A 20549-nucleotide genomic window follows, 5' to 3' on the forward strand; every position below is an offset into this window, starting at 1 on the left:
TGTGACTCGAAATGGATAAGAAACACCTCATCCGAGTCTCGAAACGACTCTCCCGGCACCTGCGGCACGCGCCCGGTGACATCGGCATCACTCTGACTTCCGACGGCTGGGTCGAAGTCGGCACGCTCTTGGCCGCCCTGCGGCGCAACGGGCTGACCCTCACCCGAAGCCAGCTCGACGAAGTGGTCGAGGGCAACGACAAACGGCGGTTCGCCTTCGACGAAAGCGGGCTGCGGATCCGGGCCAGCCAAGGCCACAGCGTCGACGTCGACCTCGCACTGCCCACCGCCACCCCGCCGGACGTGCTCTATCACGGCACCGTGTCCCGGTTCCTCGACGCGATCATGTACGAGGGTCTCCGGCCGATGAAGCGGCACGCCGTGCACCTTTCCGCGAACATCGATACCGCCCGCACGGTCGGCGGAAGGCGCGGTGTCCCGGTCGTGCTCCTCGTCGACGCGGCGGGCATGACGGCCGCCGCGCACGAGTTCCAGGTGAGCGCGAACGGCGTCTGGCTCACCGCGGCCGTTCCGCCGGAGTTCCTGCGCCGCCTCCCCTAGATCAGGCCGTTGGCCCGCAGAAGTCCCAGCGTGCTCATGGTGAACAGCCCGTTCCACTCCAACGCGGCCGCGGGCGAATAGCTCGTGTAGTCGACGCGCCAGCCGCCGTCTTCGTGCTGTGCTCCGGCCACCCGCCGCAGATCGGCGTCGATGACTTCGGGCGTGAAGAGCTTCCGTGCCGGGCCATCCGGCTCCGGCGCGAAGTCGAGCGGGCGCATGGCCTCGCCCTCGATCCCGCCGCCGACGGCGACCACGCCGTCGTCAGGGATGAACTTCCCGAGCTTTTCGACCAGGCGCGTGTCGCCGATCCGGTCCACCAGCTTCATCGCGAAAGCGAGCACGAGCGCGTGCGGCGCCTCCTCGATCTTCTCGATCGCGTCGAGGCAGTAGCGCGTGGCGTTCGCCAGCCACGGATGCGCGGCGACCGCCGGATCGTGCACGGCGACGCTGTGCGCGGTGACCGCGACGATCGCGGTGATTTGCAGCGAGGACACCGACGAGTCCGCCTCCGCCCAGAACGGCGCGCTGCCCGCCGGGTCCGGCATCGGCAGGGCGAACGGGATTCCGCCGTCGGGCAAGGAGATCGAGGCGAGCCAGTCGCAGAGTTCGGCCGCACGCGGGCTGGTCACCGGGCCGACACCGGCGAAGACCTCGAACGCGTGCAGCGCGCCACCGGGCTGACTGGTCGCCGAGCGGCAGTCCGGCTCGAGTCCGTGACCGTAGCCGCCGTCGGGATTGCGGTACCCCTCCAGCGCCGCGAGGGCCGCCGCCGGGTCACCGTCGCGGAAAAGGACCTCGAAGCGGCGCTTGTCGAGCAGCCGGGCCTGGGTGGCCATGAAAACGGCCGTCGCGTTCAGATCGATGTTCATACCGACAGGATCGCGCGGATCGCGGCGCCTGTCTTGAACACATCGGTCACGTGCGGCGGCGCGGGCGGTTGTAGAGCTTGCGGCCGACGCCGAGGAGCGTTTCACGCAGCGTCTCGTCGTCGAGCGAGGCGACCTCGGGCGAACCGCCGGCGATGGCGATGCCCGCCAGCAGTACCTGAGCCGTCACGATCGCGGTGAGATCCGGATCCGGGCCGACCAGGACTTCCAGCAGCCGGTTCTTGAAGCTTTCGGAGCTGTGCACGGACTTCTCGATCGCGCGGGCGATGCCGGGGTCGCTGGAGAACAGCGCGACCAGCGCGCGGTGCCGCACCACGAGGTCGACGAATCCGTCGAGCAGGTGATCGATCTGTGCGCCACGGGTGCGCTGGGCGCGAGCGTCGTCGACGATGCCTTCCAGCTCGCGCAACACGGGCTCGGCGACGGATTCGGTGATCTCCGCCTTCGTCTTGAAGTGGTAGTAGACAGCGGCCTTGGTGACGCCGAGGGCGTCCGCGATCATCTGCAGCGAGGTGCCTTCCACGCCGTGTTCGGTGAACAACCGCAACGCCGTGCCCAGTAGTCGCGTGCGGGTGTCCTCCGCGTGGACGACGTCCATGTTCCCTCCTCGTTCAGCCGTCGGAGGTTACGTCACACGCGGCCGTCGAGCCAAACGAGTACTAGCCGTGCGGCTAGTCACATACTTGCCGATCGGCTTGTTGGGCCCTAGCCGATCGGCTAGCTTGGAATGAACCTGATCGAGTGAACGGGAGACTTCTGTGGCCAGCTTCCTGTACCGACTTGGCCGGTTCTCGTTCCGGCGCCGGGCACTGGTGGCGGCGGTCTGGGCCGTCGTACTGGTGGCCCTCGGCGCGGGGGCGCTGACCCTGTCCGGCCAGCTTTCGAACTCGGTGACCATCCCCGGCACCGAGTCGCAGAAGGCGATCGACCAGCTCGCGGACCGCTTCCCCGAGGCCGCCGCCGGTGGCGCGACCGCCCGCGTCGTGATCTCCGCCCCCGACGGCCAGGACTTCACCAAGGAGTCCGGTCAGGCCGCCATCGCCGGGATCGTGTCCCGGCTGGAAGACGCGCCGAAGGTCGCCGGGGTGCTCAACCCGCTGCAGGTGCAGGCGATCTCGCCCGACAAGCGCGTCGCGCTGGCGCAGGTGAGCTATCGCGTCCCGGGCTTCGAGCTCACCGACACCGACCGCGAGGGCCTGATGGCCGCCGCGGATCCCGCCAAGGCCGCCGGGTACACCGTCGAGTTCGGCGGTGACGCCGTCCAGGCGATGCCAGCCACGAACGCCACCGAAGGCCTCGGCGTCGCCGTCGCCGCGGTCGTCCTGATCATCACCTTCGGTTCACTGCTCGCGGCCGGGATCCCGCTGCTGACCGCGCTCATCGGCGTCGGCATCGGCATGGCGGGCATCACGACGGCGTCCGGTTTCCTCGAACTGAACACGAACACGCCGGTGCTCGCGCTGATGATCGGCCTCGCCGTCGGCATCGACTACGCGCTCTTCATCGTTTCCCGCTATCGGCACGAACTCGGCATCGGACGCGATCCGGAGGAAGCCGCCGGACGCGCCACCGGCACGGCGGGCTCCGCCGTGGTGTTCGCCGGGCTGACCGTGATCATCGCGCTGGCGGGCCTGACCGTGGTCGGCATCCCGTTCCTCGGCGAGATGGGCATCGCCGCGGCGATCACCGTCGCCATCGCGGTCGTCATCGCGCTGACCCTGCTTCCCGCGATCCTCGGCTTCGCGGGCGGCAAACTGGCGGGCGGCAAGATCCGCTTGCGCCGTAAGGAAAGCGAGACCACGCATGGCGAACGCTGGGCGCGTTTCGTTGCCCGCCACCGGATCCCGGTGCTGATCGCCGCGATCGCCGGACTCGCGATCGTCGCCGTCCCGGCCGCGAGCATGCAGCTCGGCCTGCCGAACGACAGCACCGCCGCGCCGGACACCACCCAGCGCAAGGCTTACGACACCGTCAGCCGCAGCTTCGGCGAGGGCGCCAACGGCCCACTGGTGATCGTCGTCGACCTCGGCGGCAGCACCGACCGGCAGGCCGCGCTCCAGCAGGCCTCCGCCGGGATCAGCGGACTCGGAGAACGCCCGATCGTCGCGCCGCCGAAGGTCAACCGGAGCGGTGACCTGGCCTTGCTGACCGTCATCCCGAAGAGTGGCCCGAGCAGCACCGCGACCGAAGACCTCGTGAGCGACATCCGCGGCCTGAACGCGCGACTGGGCACGGCCACCGGCGCTTCGCTGGCGGTGACCGGCCAGACCGCGGCCAACATCGACGTCTCGGAGAAGCTCGCCGACGCGATGCTGCCCTATCTCGCGCTGATCGTCGGGCTCGCGTTCCTGTTGCTGATGCTGGTGTTCCGCTCGGTCGTGGTCCCGCTGAAGGCGACGCTGGGCTTCCTCGGCTCCGTGGTCGCGACGTTCGGCGCCGTGGTGGCGGTGTTCCAGTGGGGCTGGCTCACCGACCTGCTCGGCGTGAAGACCACCGGGCCGATCATGAGCATGCTGCCGATCCTGCTGATCGGCGTGCTGTTCGGGCTCGCGATGGACTACCAGGTGTTCCTGGTGACGCGGATGCGGGAGGAGTACGTCCACGGCGCCGACCCGCAGCAGGCGATGGTCACCGGCTTCCGGCACGGCTCCCGCGTCGTGGTCGCCGCGGCGCTGATCATGATCAGCGTGTTCGCCGGGTTCGTCCTCGCGGAGTCCTCGCTGATCCAGTCGATCGGGTTCGCGCTGGCGTTCGGTGTGCTGGTGGACGCGTTCGTGATCCGGATGACGATCGTGCCGGCGCTGATGTCGCTGCTCGGGCGCGGTGCGTGGTGGCTGCCGAAGTGGCTGGATCGCGTACTTCCCGACGTCGACGTCGAAGGCGAGAAGCTCACGAAGCAGCTCGATGCTCCTGACGAGCGAGAGCTGGTCAACGCCTCGAAGTGAAGTCCGTGAAGGCCTCCTTCCCTACCTTGAGAGTAGGGAAGGAGGCCTTCACGGACTTAAGCCAAGAGTGCGACGCGGGCATCTCCGAGCGCGAAGCCGAGCAGGTTCAGCCCGCACCAGCGTTCGGCGTTCTCGACGTGCGGATGGTCGGCCGCGAGCCCGATGCCCCAGACGGCGTCGAGCGGGCTGGCCTCGACCAGCACGCGGTTCTTGGTGCCGAGCAGGAAGTCGCGGAGTTCCGTGTGCTGTCCGAACTTCGCGATCGACGCGTCACGGACGATGCCGTAGCGCTCGTCTTCCCAGCAGCACTGCTGGAATCCCCGTACTTCGCGGCCCAAAGCCTTGGCCTCACGCGGATGCCGGGCCTTGAGGATTCGTGCCGCGTTGTCGGCGTCGTCGAACAGGGTCGCCTTGCGCCACATCATGTAGTGCTCGGCTGTCGGAAACGTTTCACCGTCCACGGTGAACCGAGCGGGCCACCACTGGCTGAAGCATTCCGGCCCGATCGTGCCGTCACGCCGAGGCCGGTGTCCCCAGAAGAAGAGGAACTTGACGCGACTCCCGGATCGCTGGAGCCGGACGACGTCGGCGACCGAGCGCGGGTTCGTGGACATGCCGGACAGCATGGTCGCCAGTGTCCCGGCGCGCACGCGATTTACCGGACGGCGGCCTCAGGCCAGCCAGGCGATGGCTCCGCCGATCGCCAGCAACGCACCGATACCCAGCACCACGGCCAGGAACTTGACGCTCTTCCAGGTCGCGTAGACGCCGCCGATCAGGAAGCCGCCGAGCGCGAGCAGCAGCACGGCGATGGTCGAGTTACTCACGCCCGCCACCCTGCCACATCCGCGCTCGCCCGAACGCGCCGGGTGCTCCCCGCAATTCGTCCTCTGGTTGCGGTAGTTGCACGCGCAAGGACCGCAACCAGAGGACGAAACGCGGCGGTCAGAGAACGCCCTTGGTCGAGGGGATGCCAGCTGCCCGAGGGTCCGGCTCAGTCGCGGCACGCAGGGCGCGCGCGACGGCCTTGTACTCGGCCTCGGCGATGTGGTGCGGGTCCCGGCCGTGGAGCACGCGCACGTGCAGCGCGATCTGCGCGTGGAACGACAGCGAGTCGAACACGTGCCGCGTCAGCACGAACGGGTAGTTCCCGCCGATGGTGAAGCTGTTGAACTGCTCCGGTTCGCCCAGGTGCACGCAGTACGGCCGCCCGGAGACGTCGATCGCGGCGTGCGCGAGGGTTTCGTCCATCGGGATCCACGCGTCGCCGAAGCGGCGGATGCCGCTCTTGTCGCCGAGCGCCTGCCGCAGCGCCTGGCCGAGCACGATCGCGGTGTCTTCGACGGTGTGGTGCGCGTCGATGTGCACGTCACCGGTCGCCTGCACCTTGAGGTCGAGCGAGCCGTGCACCCCGAACGCGGTGAGCATGTGGTCGTAGAACGGGACACCGGTGTCGATCTCCACCTGTCCCGTGCCGTCCAGGTCGAGCTGGACCGAAATGGACGATTCCCTGGTGGTGCGGTCCACCTTGCCGACGCGACTCATCGCGGCACCTCCTTGCTGGCCTCGAGAAAGGCGTCGTTCTCTTCCGGCGTCCCGATGGTCACCCGCAGGTGACCTTCGATGCCGACGTCCCTGATCAGCACGCCATTGTCCAAATAGGACTTCCAGGTCGCGGGCGCGTCCGCGAAGCGTCCGAAAAGGACGAAGTTCGCATCGCTCGGGACCGGCGTGAATCCCAAGCCCAGCAACGATTCCACCACTCGGTCGCGTTCGGCCGCGAGTTTGGCGACCGACGCCAGGGTGGCGTCCGCGTGCCGCAGCGCCGCCCGTGCGGCGGCCTGCGTGAGCTTCGAGAGGTGGTACGGCAGCCGCACCAGCTGCAAGGCGTCGACGATCGCGGGCGCGGCCGCCAGATAACCGAGCCGTCCGCCCGCGAAGGCGAACGCCTTGCTCATCGTGCGCGACACGATGAGCTTCGCGGGGTACTCCTCGAGCAGCTCGATGGCGCTCGGCTGCGACGAGAACTCGGCGTACGCCTCGTCGACCACCACGATGCCCGGTGCCGCTTCGAGCAGCCCTCGCAACTCACCGAACGGGATCGACCCGCCCGTCGGGTTGTTCGGGCTGGTCACGAACACGATGTCCGGACGGCGGTCCCGCACCAGCGCGGCCGCCTTCTCGGTGTCGAGCGTGAAATCGTCGCGGCGCGGCACCGGTAGCCAGTCGGTGCGGGTGCCCGCCGAGATGATCGGGTGCATCGAGTACGACGGCTCGAAGCCCAGCGCAGACCGGCCGGGACCGCCGAAGGCCTGCAAGATCTGTTGCAGGATCTCGTTGGACCCGTTGGCGGCCCACACGTTCGACTCCGACACCAGCACGCCGGTGGACACCGCGAGGTAGTCCGCGAGGTCCTGCCGCAGCGCGACAGCGTCGCGATCCGGGTACCGGTGCAGCGAAGCGGCCTCGACGCGGACGGCCTCGGCGACGTCGGCCACCAGCGAGTCGGGCGGCGGGTACGGGTTTTCGTTGGTGTTGAGCCGGATCGGCACGTCGAGCTGCGGCGCGCCGTACGGGGTCTTGCCCCGCAGGTCCTCCCGCAGCGGGAGCGCGTCGAGTGTGATCTCCTCGCCGATGCTCATGCCCGCTCCCCCTCGAACCTCGCCGTGATGGCCTCGCCGTGCGCGGGCAGGTCCTCCGCGTTGGCCAGCGCGACGACGCGGCCGGCGATCTCGCGCAGCGCGTCCTCGTTGTAGTCGACTACGTGCACACCCTTGAGGAAGCTCTGCACCGAAAGCCCGGACGAGTGCCGCGCGAACCCGCCGGTGGGCAGGACGTGGTTCGACCCGGCGCAGTAGTCGCCGAGCGAGACCGGCGCGTACGCCCCGACGAAGATCGCGCCCGCGTTGCGCACCCGGGCGGCCACCGAACGCGCGTCCGCGGTCTGGATCTCCAGGTGTTCCGCGGCGTACGCGTCGACAACGCGGAGCCCGTCGTCCACAGTGGACACCAGGATGATGCCAGACTGCTTGCCGCTCAAGGCCTCCGTCACGCGCTCGGCGTGTTTGGTCGCGGCCACGCGCCCGGTCAGTTCCTTGTCCACCGCCTCCGCGAGTTCCTCGGACGTGGTGACCAGCACGCTCGCGGCGAGCGGGTCGTGCTCGGCCTGGCTGATCAGGTCGGCGGCGACGTGCACCGGGTCGGCGGTCCCGTCGGCGAGGATCGCGATCTCGGTCGGGCCGGCCTCGGAGTCGATGCCGATGATGCCGCGCAGCAGCCGCTTGGCCGCGGTGAGGTAGATGTTGCCCGGCCCGGTGACGATGTCGACCGGCTCCAGCGTCGCGCCGTCGGTGTCGGTGCCGCCGTACGCGAGCAGTGCGACGGCCTGCGCGCCGCCGACGGCCCAGACCTCGTCGACGCCGAGCAGTTCGGCGGCGGCCAGGATCGTCGGGTGCGGGAGACCGCCGAACGCGGCCTGCGGCGGCGAGCAAAGCACGAGCGTGCCGACGCCGGCGATCTGCGCCGGGACGACGTTCATCACCACGGTCGAGGGGTACACCGCGAGCCCGCCCGGCGCGTACAGCCCGACGCGCTCCACCGGGATCCAGCGTTCGGTGACGGTGCCGCCGTCGACGACCTCCGTGGTGACGTCCTGGCGGCGCTGATCGCCGTGGACCTTCCTGGCGCGGGCGATGGACTCCTCCAGCGCCTCGCGGACGGCCGGATCCAGGTTCTCGAGCGCGCTCGTGAGTTCGGCGGCGGCCACCCGGACGCCGCCGGGGCGGACCTTGTCGAACTTCTCGGTGTACTCGAGAACCGCCTCGACACCGCGATCGCGGACCGCCTCGACCACCGGCCGTACGTGATGCAGCGCCGCGTCCACGTCGTACTCGGCACGCGGGAGCGTGCTCCTGAGTTCGGCAACGGACGGGACCTGTCCACGCAGGTCGGTACGGTTCAGCATGACTCAAGGGTACGAGGTGGCCGGATCGCGCCGAGCAGGCACACTGGGGTGGTGACCAGCGATCCCACGATGAGGGAGGCCGCCGTGCCGCGAATCGGATTGTGCCAGCTCACAGCGGCCGAGGATCCCGAAACGAACCTGAAGCTGATTCGCGAAGGCGTGGTCGCCGCGACGACCGACGGCGCGCGGATCGTGGTCTTCCCCGAAGCGACGATGGCGCGCTTCGGCGTCCCGTTGAAACCGCTCGCGCAACCTTTGGACGGACCGTGGGCGTCCACTGTGGCGTCCATCGCGGACGAGCACGGGGTCGTGATCGTCGCGGGCATGTTCACGCCGGCGCCGGACGGGCGCGTGAGCAACACACTGCTCGTCACCGGCGGCGGTCATCACCTCGGTTACGACAAGATCCATCTGTACGACGCGTTCGGATTCGCCGAGTCCGACACGGTCGCGCCCGGAACCGCGCCGGTGACCTTCGAGGTCGACGGCGTGACCTTCGGCGTCGCGACCTGTTACGACATCCGTTTCCCCGAGCTGTTCCGGAAGCTGGCCGACGACGGCGCCGACATCGTCCTCGTGCCGACGTCCTGGGGCGCCGGGGAGGGCAAACGCGAGCAGTGGGAGGTCCTGGTGCGCGCCCGCGCGCTCGACTCCGGCTGCTGGGTCCTCGGCTGCGGGCAGGCCGACCCGGTCGCGAGCGGGACACAGGTGAATCCGAAGGCGCCGACCGGGATCGGCCACTCGACGGTGTCCGACGGCTTCGGGCGCGTCCACGCCCAGCTGGGCGCCGGGCCGGAGACCGTGGTCGTCGACGTGGATCCGTCGGTCAGCGGGAAGGCGCGGGCGGCGACGGGGGCACTGGCCAACCGTCGCCTCTAGCGGCTGTAGCGTTCACGGAGCGCTCGAAGAAGGATTCGAGCACCACGATCGTCTGCGTCCCGGTGACGCCTTCGATGGCGTACAGCCTGCGCAACGACGCCTGTAGTTCCTCCGTGGTCGGCGTGCGCACCTTCACCAGCAGCGACGCCGGCCCCGCGATGACGTGCGCCTCCACGACCTCCGGCAAGGCCTCAAGCGCGGCCTTCGTCGGCGAATCGCCCATCCACGAGTTGGCCTCGACCAGCACGAAAGCCATCACCCCGCGGCCGACCGCCGCCGGGTCGACGTCGACCGTCGTGCGCCGGATGACGCCCTGGTCCCGCAGCTTGCGGACCCGCTCGTGCGCGGCGCCCGCGGACAGCCCGACCGCCTTGCCGAGCGCGGCATACGCCTGCGTCGCGTCCTGCTGCAACGCGGTGAGCAATATGCGATCCAACTCATCCATATATTGACCATATCAAGTTCAGTGATTCATGATAGTTGCAATACGGCATCCTGATCACTGGGGGTTTTCATGGACAAGGTCAAGGCACACTTCGAGGTCCTCGACGAGCGGTTCGCCCGCGTCAACGGTGACGAATGGATGCAACGGCTGCACACCGGCTGCCGCTGGACCGAGGGGCCCGCCTACTTCCCCGCCGGCCGGTACCTGGTCTTCAGCGACATCCCGAACGACCGCGTGCTGCGATGGGACGAGACCACGGGTGTGGTCGGCGTGTTCCGCGAGCCCGCCGGATTCCACAACGGGCACACCGTCGACCGCCGGGGCAGGCTCGTCAGCTGCGAACAGGGCGGCCGCCGGGTGACGCGCACCGAGCACGACGGCACGACCACTGTCCTCGCCGACACCTATCAAGGCAAGAAGTTCAACAGTCCCAACGATGTCGTCGAAGCCTCGGACGGAGCGATCTGGTTCACCGACCCCAGCTACGGCATCGACAGCGACTACGAAGGCCATCAGGCGGACAGTGAGATCGGTGCCTGCCACGTCTACCGCGCCGACCCGGCGGACGGCTCCGTGCGCATCGTCGCGGACGACTTCACGCGTCCGAACGGGCTCGCGTTCTCGCTCGACGAGTCACTGCTCTACATCGTGGACACCCGGCAAAATCCCAGCCATATCCGGGTTTTCTCGGTGTCCGGCGGGACACTCTCCGGTGGCGAGATCTTCGCGACCTGCGACGCCGGGATGTTCGACGGCGTGCGCCTGGACGCCGCGGGCCGGGTATGGGCGGCCGCGCACGACGGGCTGCACTGTTTCGCGCCGGACGGGACGCGGATCGGGAAGCTGCGGGTGCCGGAGGTCTGTTCGAACCTGACGTTCGGCGGGCCGCGGCGGAACGATCTGTTCATCACGGCGAGCAGTTCGGTCTACACGCTGCGGGTGAACTTCTCGGGGCCGCGGTAGCCATGTGAGGGACTCCTTGAGGAGCCGCCCCACCGGCCACAGCAACGCGCGTAAGTACATGAAGGTCCCCTTCCTTGCGCTAGGCGCAAGGAAGGGGACCTTCATGTACTTCAAGCGGCGATCGGCTCCCCACGCCAGGCCGGTGACGTAGTGAAGGCCTCCTTCCTTACCCTCAAGGTAGGGAAGGAGGCCTTCACGGACTCCCCGCGACGGAAGGCGCGCTAGCGCAGCAGCCCTTCGCGGATCGCCACCCGCACGAACCCGGCCCGTCGCCGTTCCCCGGTCTTGTCCCGGATCCGGTCGAGATAAGACCGCACCGTCCGCACGCTGATGTTCAGGATCTCCGCGACGTCGACGTCCCGTTCGCCAGCCGCGACCAGCCGCAGGACCTGCTTTTCCCGTTCGGACAGCACGATCTTGGGCCCGGCGTGGCGATCTTCGCTGTCCTGGATGATCATTCCGGCCAGCGTCGGCGACACGTACGCGTTGTCGTCCGCGATGGTGCGGATGGCGCGCAGGAGTTCGTCGCCGTCGACGTCCTTGGACAGGAAGCCCTTCGCACCGGCCTGCATGGCGCCCAGCACCTCGGGCTGTTCGGCGTGGGCGGACACCACGAGCACCTTGTGCCCCATCTGCCCCACTTCGAGTACCGCGGCGGCGTCCTGGACGCCGCGCAGCTTGAGGTCGAGGACGACGACACTGCCCGCGGGCTGTTCCTGGACGGCGAACCGCGCGACGGAGTCGGCGACGGCGCCCAGCTCGATATCCGGCGCTTCGGTGAGGACACGCGCGACGGCGTCCCGGTACAAAGGATGATCTTCGATCACCCCGACGTTGATCGGTGTGCTGCGTTTCGGCTGCTGCTCGTCTGCGTTCACCGGCGTCCTTCGAATCCGCCCGCGTCGTCGCGGGGCGCGACCGGCCGAGACGGCCCGGGCACCTCCGGTGGAGACGCGAGCCCGAGCTGGATGGCCTTGCGGACCAGACCGGCCCGCCTTCTCTCTCCGAGTTTGTCACGGATCCGGTCCAGGTAGCCCCGAACCGTCCGGACTCCGATCCCCAGGATGCGGGCGATGTCGACGTCGCGTTCGCCCGCCGCGACCAGCCGCAGGACCTGCTTTTCCCGCGCCGACAGCGCGACGTCCGGAGCCGGCATGGGGCGGTCGGCGTTGTCCTTGATGATCATTCCGGCCACCACCGCGGAAACGTAGGCCCGGCCCTGCGCGACCGTCCTGATCGCGATCAGCAGTTCGTCGACGTCGACGTCCTTGGACAGGAATCCCTTCGCACCGGCGGCGATCGCGCCGAGCACCTGTTCGGACTCCGCCTGCGCGGACACCACGAGCACGTGATGCCCCAGCTCGCACACCTGGAGCACGGCCGCCGCCCCGGCGATCCCCGGCAGGCCGAGATCGAGCAGCACGACGCTACCGGGCGGCTGCGGGTGGACGTGGAACCGGGCGACCGAATCGACCACCGCGCCCAGTTCGATCCCCTCGGCCTCGGTGAGGACCCGGACAACGGCGTGCCGGTACAACGGATGGTCCTCGATCACCGCGACGTCGACCCGGTCGGTCTCCGGCCTGTCTTCAGTCATCTGCACGTTCCCGCTCACCCCGTCCCACCCGCCGCGGACACCGCACGCCCGGCCTGCGCCGGATCCAGCGCGGGCCCTCGCGGCACCAGTGCCAGCAACCCATTCGGAACCGGTTGTCGTTCGGCTTGGCCGTAACCGAGGGAAGCGAGTGCCTCAGTGCTCGCCACCGGGTACTTCAGGCCCGTGTCGGTCACGACGTAAACCGTGCCGGAACCGGATTCCGCCACCACCGCGCCCCCCGACGGAGGCACGAAAACCGCGTCGGCGACCAGCGCGTCCGTCCGCGCCGTCACCGGGATCGCCTTCGCACCTTGCGGCAACGGGACCTGTGCGGAGATAACAATTCGAGAACCCTGCGCGCATAGCGTCACGGACTGTCCGGTAACGGGCGCTTTTCGCGGGATCCGGTCCGGATACTCCGCGGGATCGGCCCCGCCCGTCCTCGCCGTGCCCACCTTCGGCACCGCGGCGACGTCGGCCGCGCGCACCGCGACGGGGGCCGGGACGCCGGTGTAGGCGTCCGCGTTCTGCGGCGTGTTGATCAGCAGGCTCGCCGCGGTCTGGCCGATCGGCTCGAGTCCTTCGGCGTGGACGAGGTAGTACGACGTCGCGTCGTTGGGCGACGCCATCGCGTCGATGACGCCCAGCACCGAACCGACCTTCGTCACGCTGCCGCCGACCTTCGGGCCGGGACGACCGGCGTCCTCGACCGCGCGGTAGGCCAGATCCCGTCCGGCGGCGACGGTGCCGATCCACCGCGAGGACACCGCGATCGGCGGGTAGGTGTCGAACTGCAACGTCGCGGCCGCTTCCGGGGTCAGCTTGTAGCGGCGCCCGGCCGTCACGAGGTAGCGCTCGCCTTCCGGGACGCGGACCACGATGGCCTGGTCCTTCGGCAGGTCGACCCCGGCGGCCGGCGCGCCGAGGAGCACCGTCGTCTCCGGTTCGGCCGACGCGGGCGCGTCCTGGGTCGTGCGCGAGCAACTCGTCCACGGGGTCTTCAGCAGCACGGCGGCCGCGGGCAGTGAATCGGGGGCGCCGGGGATACCGATCTGCGAACCGCGAGGGGCCTTCGCGAGCTTGTCCGAAGGGACGGTCACGGTGGCCTCGCCGTTGCCGCCCGCCATCAGCCGCGCGGAAGCGTAGTTGAGCACAGGATGCAGAGCGCCGTCCTGGCCGAGGATGTACCGGGCGCCGGTGCCCTCCTCGACGATGACCTTGCCGCCCGCCAGCCAGTCCTTACCGCCGGAGGGGTTCAGCAGGCCGATCACGCCGAAGACCGCGGTGACCAGCAGCGCCACGCCGAGGCCGCACAGAGTTCCGATCACCAGTCTGCGGCTGGGGGCGACCGGATGGTTGGCGTCCGCCGAGACCAGTGCCGAAACCAGCCTCCTGCGGAGGAATTGGTAGGCCTGGATCTGGTCCCGCTGCGTCCACACGCTCCCGTACCCCGCCGTTCGTACCCACCCGTCCGAAGGTCCATCACGTTAGGTTCCGCCGAGGTTCACGGTGAGGGTAATTTTTACGCCCCTCCCCCGCGTGCGACGGGATTACCGTCGGGCGCGTGCACGGAGGAGGGGAATTCCTTGTCGGTTGAAGCCCCGGCGGTGGCCACACCACGCCAGGCCCCGGAACACGGCACCGCGGGTGCGGCGCCACTGCCTTGGCTGCTGCCGATCCGCCCGCTGCAAGCGGCGCTCTGGGAGATCGCCGGGATCGCGATCCTGCTGGCCTTCACCGTCGACGGGATCCCTCAGCCCGCGCAGATCAGCATCACGGCTGTGGCGGCGGTCCTCGTCCTGACGACGTCGGTCCGCTTCACCGGGCGCCATGTCGCGGGCTGGCTGCTCACCTGGGCCGGATTCCGGCTGAAGCGTCGCGACAAACGTGAGGTCCCCGATCCGCTGCACCGGCTCGCCGGTCCCGTCCGGGTCCGCCAGCACGTCGACCGCGCGGGCAACCGCTTCGGTGTCGCCGAGGTCGGCGACGGCTGGAGCGCCATCGTGCGGCTGACCAGGGGCGGCGTCGCACCCGATCCGGACGCTTTGGTCGCCATCCTGCGCGAGGCCTACGCGAGCACCGGGATCCCGTTGTCCAGCGCGCAGTTGCTGACCTGGACCGTCCCCAATGGACAGTCGCTGATCCGGGTCCGCTGGCTCGCCGTGCGGTACCGGCCGGAGGACGCGCCGATCGCGGCGCTCGCCCGCGGCGGCGGAGAGCTCGGCGCGCTGCGGAGCACCGCCTGCGCGGCGCTGTCGCTGATGGGCGCGCTGGCCGAAGCCGGGTTCGAGAGCACCGTGCTCGAAGCCGGTGAGGTGGCCGAAGAACTCCGCGTCGCGCTCGGCAGCGGCCAGGACGCGCCGGTGAACGGCTGGCGTTCCTGGGACTGGGGCGGCGCTTCGCAAGTCTGCTACCGGCCGCGGTCGGAGCGGAATCTCGCGCGGACACTGGATCTTCACGTACCCGGCTCGGCGTTCACCGCGACTTCGTACACGCTGCACCGCACCCCTGGCGGGCGCGAGAAGTCCGAGGTGACCATCCGGGTCGGCGGACGGCCGGGGGCGGAGACGGTGCGGCCCGAAGGAATCGCGGTGACCCCGCTGCACGGACGGCACGCGGCGGCGGTCCGGCGGACCCTGCCGCTGGCGCTGGAGGACTGAGGGGACAGTCCGTGGAGGACTCCTTTCCTCTCTGAGGGTAGGGAAGGAGTCCTTCACGGACGTAAAACCACACCGCAATTCGTCCCCTGCTTGCGGTACTTGCGTGGCGCAAGGACCGCAACTAGAGGACGAATTGCGTGGGGGGGGCTAGCTCCGGACGGCCTCGTAGACGCCGGCGATCATGCCGACGAACGGGATCAGCGAGAGCAGCACCAGGAACTCGACGATGTCGAGAGTCCGTGCCCAGTAAGGGGAACGGCGTCCCTTCGCGACCCGCGTCGCGTAAGTGAGGCAGACGCCCGCCGCGACGACGACGGCGCAGCCCGCGCCGAACACGAACGAACGCGGCCCGCCCGCGGCGAGCCAGAAACCGGCCGACGCCAGGGCCGCAGCGCCGAAACCGATGAGCACGAGCCGCTGCGAACGACCGGCGAACGCGCGCGAGCGCAACATCAGCGCCAGCCCCAGCAACGCGCACAGGCCCGCTTCCCAGGCCCCGCCGGACGACGCCAGGACGACACACGCGGAGACCACGGTGAGCCCGAGCGCCACGAGCAGCCCGGTCAGCAACCCCTGCGCGTAGGTCGTCCCGCCGACCATGTCCTCGCCCAGCGAAGGGTTCTCGTCGGCGCGGAACGCGTCCATGTCGTCCGGGACCCGGGGCAGCGGCAGCCTGCCGAGCCGCAGCGCCATCATCGGCGCCACCGCGGCCAGCGCCGTCGCCACGACGGCGACCACGGCCGCCGCCGAGACCGCGCGGACGTCGGCCAGCAGGACGATGGCGGTGGTGATCGCGCCGAGCCCGGCGGCGACGGTGACCGCGACGAACCACGGCAGCCGGTCCGCCACCGAAACGGCCGCGATCACGCCGTACACGGTCACCACGGCGAGCCCGGCGGCCAGCGGTCCGGCCGACAGCGAGAACAGCGGATGCGGCGGCAGGATCGACATCCCGGCCAGCAACGCCGCGCCGACCCCGGCGAGCGCGCCGGCGGCACCGGCTTCCGCGTCGCCGTACGCACGGCTCAACGCACCGCCACCCAGCACGAGGACCAGCGCGAGCAGCCCGGTCCCGATCGGCGCCAGCACACTGCCGGACGCGGCCGCCTGCACCAGCAGGCCACCGGCGAGCAGCAGGATCACCGACGCGACGATGCCGGCCTTGCGCGCCACCGACGGTCCCCAGCGGCCGGTGCCCGACTCGGCGACGCTGGCGATCGAATCGACGACGTCGTCGAACAGCAGCGGACCCCGCGGGCGTTCCCGCGGGGTCAGGTGCAGTACTTCTCCGTCGCGCACTTGCGCCGCGGCGACCGTGAGGCCGAGCGCGAGCGGAGCGCCGCCGAGCCGCGACAGCACCCATCCCGGATGCTCGGCCGACGCCTGTCCGGACGCGCCCGCGAGCCGGACGAGCTGCGGGACGAGTTCGGCGAACGTGCTCTGCTGCGGCAGCGCCACATCGACCCGCGCCCGCGGTGTCACCACCGTGACGCGCCGGGTGGAGCCGGCGATCGCGGCCGTCATGCTTCGATCGACTTGGCGGACTCGATGACCGGGGCGAACTTGGCGCTGCTGGCCTCGGCCAGCTTCTGCAACCCGTTGTTGACCGCCTCCAGCACGATCTCCGACAGGTTGCGCGCGTCGTACTGGCGCACCGCGCGCGGGTCGATGTCGATCGAGGTGAACCGGCCGTCACCGCGCAGCACGACGGTGACCTCGTTCTGCCGCGAGTGCGCCTTGACCTCCATCGCCTCGACCGACCGCTGGATGCGCTGCACCTCTTCGGTCTGCCTGCGGACCTGGTCCAGCAACTCGTCCATGTCCGGCATGGCGTAGGGGTCCGTGGTCACGAGTCTTCTCCTTCATCTGCGGTGAAATCCCGCCGGACGTGGACGCTCGCCACGAACCTGCGGAAGTCGTCGCCGAGCCGGCGTGCCGTCTCGGGCGTTGCGGTGCAGGCGATCTGGAGGATCAGCCGGTCGGCCGGGCTCGCGCCGGGCACGGTCAGCTGCACCTGGGTCTGCACGAGTTCCTGCCCCTCGCCGGTGCGGATGCGCAGCAGCTGCGTCACGCCGGGGGCGACCCCGGTGCCGATCACCTTGCGCTGGACCAGTTCGAGCGCGGCCATGGACCGGCCGAGGCGTTCGACGGCCTCGTCGGCGATCTCGGTGATCCGCGCCGGGTCCGGCCGCTGCCCGACGCTCAAGGTGATGTTGGGGGTGAACTCCCCGTCCGGCACGGAGTGCAGGGCCACGAAGACCGCGCCGTCGGCGCCGACGGACGACGGCTCGACCGGCACCCAGCCATCGGGGATGTCGAAGCCCAGCGGGAGGGAAACCCGGTCCTGCGTCATCGTTTCGCTCATCCTGTCACCATGTGCCCACGTAGGAGATCGCGTCGTCCCAAGCCTCGCCGACGGCGTCTGCGGCCTGGCCTGCCGCACCGCTCACCGCGTCGACGGCGGCGCCACCGTACTCGCCGACGGTGTCCGCGATCTTCGGCAGGTCGATGTCGATCTTCGCGCCGAGCCCGGCGCCGAGACCGAGTGCGACACCAGCCTTGAAGTTGACCTTGATGTGTCCGGCGTCGTAGACGGCCTGGGCGTCGAGCTGCGCGCCGAGTCCATATTGGAGGGTTCCGCTCGCGCCGACGCCCACCCCGGCCACGTCCGCCGCGAGCTCGCCTTCGATCTTACCGCCGACGAAAGCGTTGGCGTGCACGCCGACGCCGTGTGCGCCCGCCTGGAGCGAACCGTTCACCTCGCCGCCGACGAACGCGGTTCCCTTGGCGCTGCCCGAAGCGACGCCCCATTCCTTCTTACCTTCGATTTCTTCCTTGAAGGCGGCCAGTTCGGCGTGCCCGGACGCCTTGAGGTCCCAGCCCTGCGAGGAGACCTTGGCGTCCCACCCCGGGGTGAAACCGTCCTGCTCCTGCTTCCACTTGGCATAGGTGATCTCGGTGCTGTTCCAGGCCTTGTCGCGCAGGCCTTCCGGCTTCGGCCTGCCGAACGGGGTGTCACCGGCACGCGGGGCGCGCGTGCCTTCGAGACCGTCCCAGGTGAGCTTCTTCCAGCCGGAATTGCCGAACCAGGAAGGATGCGAGCGCGGGCGCTTGCGGCCGTCGAGCGCTTCACCGTTGAGCCAGTACAACGGGCCGCGGCCCCATTTGCCGAGTTCGTGCTCGATCCGGCCGGCGCCCTCCGGCGGGAACAGCCGCGCGAGTTCTTCGCTCAACTCGTCGGCGATCTCCTGTGCCGCCTGCGCGGCGCGCTCGCCGAGCTGCCGGGCGGCGGAGATGAACGCGTTGACCGCGTTCGCGTTCGCCGTGCGCGCCTGGCTGGTCAGTTGCGCGGCGTACTGGTCGAATTGGGCGAGGATCGAGTCCACACAGGACTTCGCGCCCTGCAAGGCCTGCGCGCCCGCGCGCAGCCGGTTCGACTGGTCGCTCAGTTTGGCGCCGAGCTCGGCGAGTTCCTGGCTCAGGTTCGCCGCGGCCGTGGCGAACGCGGTGTAGGCGTCGCCCTCCCAGGACGCGTTGAGCGCCTTCGCCGCCTTGGCGATCTCGTCCGCCCGGCCCGAAACCGTCGAAGCCCGCTCGCCACACCGCTGGCCCGCCGCGTTCAGCGCCGAGGGGTCGCCGGTGACTCGCCGCTGGTACTCGACCACGAGCCGCCGATAGTTCGACAGAATCGAGCTGACGACGCCCGACGCGTCGACCACACCGCTCCCCGACACGGCTACCTGCCCTTCGCCGGTGAGTCAGCTCCTGCATCGATGTCGATGTGCTGTTCGAAGTGCTTGCCGCCGTAGTTCATGTCGATGTCGATATCGATGTCCTGACCACCCGGCGCCTGCACGGTGGAGCGGCCGGTGCTCAGGTCGGTGGTGATGGTGACCGTGTTGCCGTTACCCGCGCCCGCCCCGGGAAGGGAACCGTTGCCGCCCGCGCCGCCGCCAGACGGTCTGTCGACCGGGATCCAGGAGTCCGCGCCGCCCGGCCAGTTGCCCTGGGAACCGTTGCCACCCAACGCGGGCGGCCGGTACTGGGTGAACGGCGGCGTCTCGCCCGGCGTCGTCCCACCGGAACCACCGGAACCACTGCCACCACCGGCACCGCCGACCGCCGCCTGTCCCGCGCCGCTGGCGACCGAACCCGGCGCCTGCGGGTTGGTGACCGGGGTGCCGGAGATGGCCGCGTTGCCCGCCGAACCGTTGCCGGAATCGCTGTGCCCGAACAGTTTCTGGACCTCGCCGATGATGGAGGCGATCTGGGTGATCTGGTTCGCGAGGTCGACGACGCCGAGCGCCTTCAGCAGCGCGCCGATCGCGGTGATGAACGCGCGCAGCGAAGCACTGGTGGCGGTGGAAAGCGCGACGGCGGCACCGTAGGTCCACGGATTCGACATCAGGCCCGCGACCGTGGGGTTCACCGCCGAGACCACCGCTTTGTAGGCCGTCTGGGCGGTCTTGATCAGCGTCCCGGCCATGCCGAGCAGCTCCGCGCCCTTCTGCACGACCTGGACGATCTTGGTCAGCGAGTTCAGGGAGTCCGTGATCTTCTTCATCGCGGAGTCCGACGCGCCACCGGACCAGATCTTCTTCAGCTGCTCGGCCGCCTTCGTCACCTCGTTGTACATGGTGAGGAACTCGTTGGCCTTCTTGAGCACCTCGAGCACGTGCTTCGCGATCTGCTCCGGTTGCCCGGTGAGGATCTGCGGCAGGATGGTGATCGGCCCGCCCGAGGACGCCGTCGCGTCCATCGCGCTGGAATTCGGGTATGTCAGCATGTCGCTCCTCAGGCCGGAAGTCAGACGGAAGCCGGGCGGTAGACGCTGACCTTCGCCAGGCCGTTGATGTCCGCTTCGACGAGTCCGTGGTTGTAGAGCTGCCCGCCTTCTCCGGCGATGGCGATGATCGGCTTGCTGTCGGAGAACAGGAGCGGTTCGACCACGACGACGTCGCCGCTGTGCACCCCGCCCGGCACGTCGCCGAAGTTACGCGCGGTACCGGCGTAGACCTCGATGACGCCGACCCGCGCCTGGTTGTCGGCGTCACCGGCCAGCCAGTCGTTGAAGTCCGAGACGCCCTGGAACCGCGCGTCGGTGATCGGGTGGTCGCCGAGCTGTCCCAGCCGCGCGTCCCCCAGGTAGCGCAGGACATTCCCGACCGACGACGGTTCGCCGTTGCTTCCGGCGCTGTCGTTGATGGCCAGCGTCGCCAGTTCGGACGCGTGCGAGTTCCCCCAGATCGACGACGACCCGGATCCCGCCGCGCCGCCACCGGCGCGGCCGCCGTATCCGCCCGCGACCGCCTCGTCGGCGGCCTGGTAGGCGTCCGCGCTGCTCTTGATGAAGCCGTTGATCTGCTGCAACAGTTGCAGGAGGGTGCGGACCGCGACCACCTGCTGGCTCTGCATCGCCGTGTTGGCCGCCGCCACCGCGCTGCCGAACGTGGCGAACGACATCGGCTGCAGGACGGTGCGTTCGAGGTCGCCGACGACGTTGATGCCCTGCATGATGATGCCGCCGAGGTTCCCGACCGCCGAGCGCATGGCCTCGGGCTCCGCCCGGTACTCGCCCGTGCCGACCATGGTTCTCCTTCTCTCGTTCCCCCACGTCTGCGTGACCAGCAGCGTAAGTTCGCCACCAGA

22 protein-coding genes are annotated in these 20549 nt (G+C 69.7%); 5 read left to right on the forward strand and 17 right to left on the reverse strand.

Features of this window, described 5'->3' with window-relative positions; genetic code table 11:
• Positions 1 to 11 precede the first annotated feature (11 nt).
• A complete protein-coding gene (locus ACLARN_RS26760; protein WP_409494211.1) occupies positions 12 to 560 on the forward strand; it encodes an RNA 2'-phosphotransferase in 549 nt (182 codons plus the stop codon).
• Here the strand turns inward: ACLARN_RS26760 and ACLARN_RS26765 are convergent.
• Positions 557 to 1429 (reverse strand): hypothetical protein, encoded by an 873-nt coding sequence (locus ACLARN_RS26765; protein ID WP_409494212.1) that lies wholly within the window; start codon positions 1427 to 1429, stop codon positions 557 to 559. The two genes, ACLARN_RS26760 and ACLARN_RS26765, sit on opposite strands and share 4 nt — an antisense overlap.
• Positions 1430 to 1475: 46 nt before the next feature.
• Positions 1476 to 2045 carry a TetR/AcrR family transcriptional regulator gene (locus ACLARN_RS26770; protein WP_409494213.1) on the reverse strand — a complete coding sequence of 190 codons (570 nt, stop codon included), beginning with the start codon at positions 2043 to 2045 and terminating at the stop codon, positions 1476 to 1478.
• Positions 2046 to 2205: 160 nt separating this feature from the next.
• On the opposite strand from ACLARN_RS26770, the gene ACLARN_RS26775 reads away from it, so the two are divergent.
• Complete coding sequence (locus ACLARN_RS26775; RefSeq protein WP_409494214.1) at positions 2206 to 4392, forward strand: MMPL family transporter; 2187 nt, start codon at positions 2206 to 2208, stop codon at positions 4390 to 4392.
• 56 nt (positions 4393 to 4448) lie between these two features.
• Here the strand turns inward: ACLARN_RS26775 and ACLARN_RS26780 are convergent, their stop codons facing one another.
• From ACLARN_RS26780 to hisD, 5 genes are all read right to left on the reverse strand, one after another.
• Positions 4449 to 5018, reverse strand: coding sequence for an NADAR family protein (locus ACLARN_RS26780; RefSeq protein WP_409494238.1), 570 nt, complete (start codon positions 5016 to 5018; stop codon positions 4449 to 4451).
• 45 nt (positions 5019 to 5063) lie between these two features.
• A complete protein-coding gene (locus ACLARN_RS26785; protein WP_184893319.1) occupies positions 5064 to 5219 on the reverse strand; it encodes a hypothetical protein in 156 nt (51 codons plus the stop codon).
• Positions 5220 to 5337: 118 nt separating this feature from the next.
• Positions 5338 to 5937 carry an imidazoleglycerol-phosphate dehydratase HisB gene (hisB, locus tag ACLARN_RS26790; RefSeq protein ID WP_409494215.1) on the reverse strand — a complete coding sequence of 200 codons (600 nt, stop codon included), beginning with the start codon at positions 5935 to 5937 and terminating at the stop codon, positions 5338 to 5340.
• On the reverse strand, positions 5934 to 7034 hold the full coding sequence (locus ACLARN_RS26795) for a histidinol-phosphate transaminase (protein WP_409494216.1): 1101 nt from the start codon (positions 7032 to 7034) through the stop codon (positions 5934 to 5936). The genes hisB and ACLARN_RS26795 overlap by 4 nt, the downstream gene beginning before the upstream one ends.
• Positions 7031 to 8356, reverse strand: a complete 1326-nt coding sequence (gene hisD / locus ACLARN_RS26800) for a histidinol dehydrogenase (RefSeq protein ID WP_409494217.1) — start codon at positions 8354 to 8356, stop codon at positions 7031 to 7033. The genes ACLARN_RS26795 and hisD overlap by 4 nt, the downstream gene beginning before the upstream one ends.
• Before the next feature lie 84 nt (positions 8357 to 8440).
• Here hisD and ACLARN_RS26805 point away from each other — a divergent pair, with 84 nt between their 5' ends.
• Positions 8441 to 9235 (forward strand): carbon-nitrogen hydrolase family protein, encoded by a 795-nt coding sequence (locus ACLARN_RS26805; protein WP_409494239.1) that lies wholly within the window; start codon positions 8441 to 8443, stop codon positions 9233 to 9235.
• Here ACLARN_RS26805 and ACLARN_RS26810 read toward each other — a convergent pair.
• On the reverse strand, positions 9183 to 9680 hold the full coding sequence (locus tag ACLARN_RS26810) for an Lrp/AsnC family transcriptional regulator (protein ID WP_409494218.1): 498 nt from the start codon (positions 9678 to 9680) through the stop codon (positions 9183 to 9185). The genes ACLARN_RS26805 and ACLARN_RS26810 overlap by 53 nt on opposite strands.
• 69 nt (positions 9681 to 9749) lie before the next feature.
• On the opposite strand from ACLARN_RS26810, the gene ACLARN_RS26815 reads away from it, so the two are divergent.
• Positions 9750 to 10643 carry an SMP-30/gluconolactonase/LRE family protein gene (locus ACLARN_RS26815; RefSeq protein ID WP_409494219.1) on the forward strand — a complete coding sequence of 298 codons (894 nt, stop codon included), beginning with the start codon at positions 9750 to 9752 and terminating at the stop codon, positions 10641 to 10643.
• Between the two features lie 221 nt (positions 10644 to 10864).
• Here ACLARN_RS26815 and ACLARN_RS26820 read toward each other — a convergent pair whose 3' ends face one another.
• From ACLARN_RS26820 to eccB, 3 genes are read right to left on the reverse strand one after another with little or no spacing between them, the layout of a single operon-like run.
• Complete coding sequence (locus ACLARN_RS26820) at positions 10865 to 11521, reverse strand: response regulator (protein ID WP_409494220.1); 657 nt, start codon at positions 11519 to 11521, stop codon at positions 10865 to 10867.
• Entirely contained in the window at positions 11518 to 12240 is a 723-nt protein-coding gene (locus tag ACLARN_RS26825; protein ID WP_409494221.1) for a response regulator transcription factor, read from the reverse strand. Before ACLARN_RS26825 ends, ACLARN_RS26820 begins: the two co-directional genes overlap by 4 nt.
• Before the next feature lie 14 nt (positions 12241 to 12254).
• Entirely contained in the window at positions 12255 to 13679 is a 1425-nt protein-coding gene (gene eccB, locus ACLARN_RS26830) for a type VII secretion protein EccB (RefSeq protein ID WP_409494222.1), read from the reverse strand.
• Between the two features lie 147 nt (positions 13680 to 13826).
• Here eccB and ACLARN_RS26835 point away from each other — a divergent pair, with 147 nt between their 5' ends.
• Positions 13827 to 14900: a type VII secretion protein EccE gene (locus ACLARN_RS26835; protein ID WP_409494223.1), complete on the forward strand. Its 1074-nt coding sequence runs from the start codon at positions 13827 to 13829 to the stop codon at positions 14898 to 14900.
• 147 nt (positions 14901 to 15047) lie between these two features.
• Here ACLARN_RS26835 and eccD read toward each other — a convergent pair whose 3' ends face one another.
• From eccD to ACLARN_RS26865, 6 genes are read right to left on the reverse strand one after another with little or no spacing between them, the layout of a single operon-like run.
• Positions 15048 to 16424: a type VII secretion integral membrane protein EccD gene (gene eccD / locus ACLARN_RS26840; RefSeq protein ID WP_409494224.1), complete on the reverse strand. Its 1377-nt coding sequence runs from the start codon at positions 16422 to 16424 to the stop codon at positions 15048 to 15050.
• Positions 16421 to 16750, reverse strand: a complete 330-nt coding sequence (locus ACLARN_RS26845; protein WP_409494225.1) for a YbaB/EbfC family nucleoid-associated protein — start codon at positions 16748 to 16750, stop codon at positions 16421 to 16423. The genes eccD and ACLARN_RS26845 overlap by 4 nt, the downstream gene beginning before the upstream one ends.
• Positions 16747 to 17265 carry a hypothetical protein gene (locus tag ACLARN_RS26850; protein WP_409494226.1) on the reverse strand — a complete coding sequence of 173 codons (519 nt, stop codon included), beginning with the start codon at positions 17263 to 17265 and terminating at the stop codon, positions 16747 to 16749. The genes ACLARN_RS26845 and ACLARN_RS26850 overlap by 4 nt, the downstream gene beginning before the upstream one ends.
• Before the next feature lie 4 nt (positions 17266 to 17269).
• Positions 17270 to 18619, reverse strand: coding sequence for a WXG100 family type VII secretion target (locus ACLARN_RS26855; RefSeq protein ID WP_409494227.1), 1350 nt, complete (start codon positions 18617 to 18619; stop codon positions 17270 to 17272).
• 17 nt (positions 18620 to 18636) lie between these two features.
• Positions 18637 to 19686, reverse strand: a complete 1050-nt coding sequence (locus tag ACLARN_RS26860; protein WP_409494228.1) for a hypothetical protein — start codon at positions 19684 to 19686, stop codon at positions 18637 to 18639.
• A gap of 20 nt (positions 19687 to 19706) precedes the next feature.
• On the reverse strand, positions 19707 to 20489 hold the full coding sequence (locus ACLARN_RS26865; protein ID WP_409494229.1) for a WXG100 family type VII secretion target: 783 nt from the start codon (positions 20487 to 20489) through the stop codon (positions 19707 to 19709).
• Positions 20490 to 20549 lie beyond the last annotated feature (60 nt).

This window comes from Amycolatopsis sp. cmx-11-12 (assembly GCF_046269425.1).
Lineage (GTDB): Bacteria > Actinomycetota > Actinomycetes > Mycobacteriales > Pseudonocardiaceae > Amycolatopsis.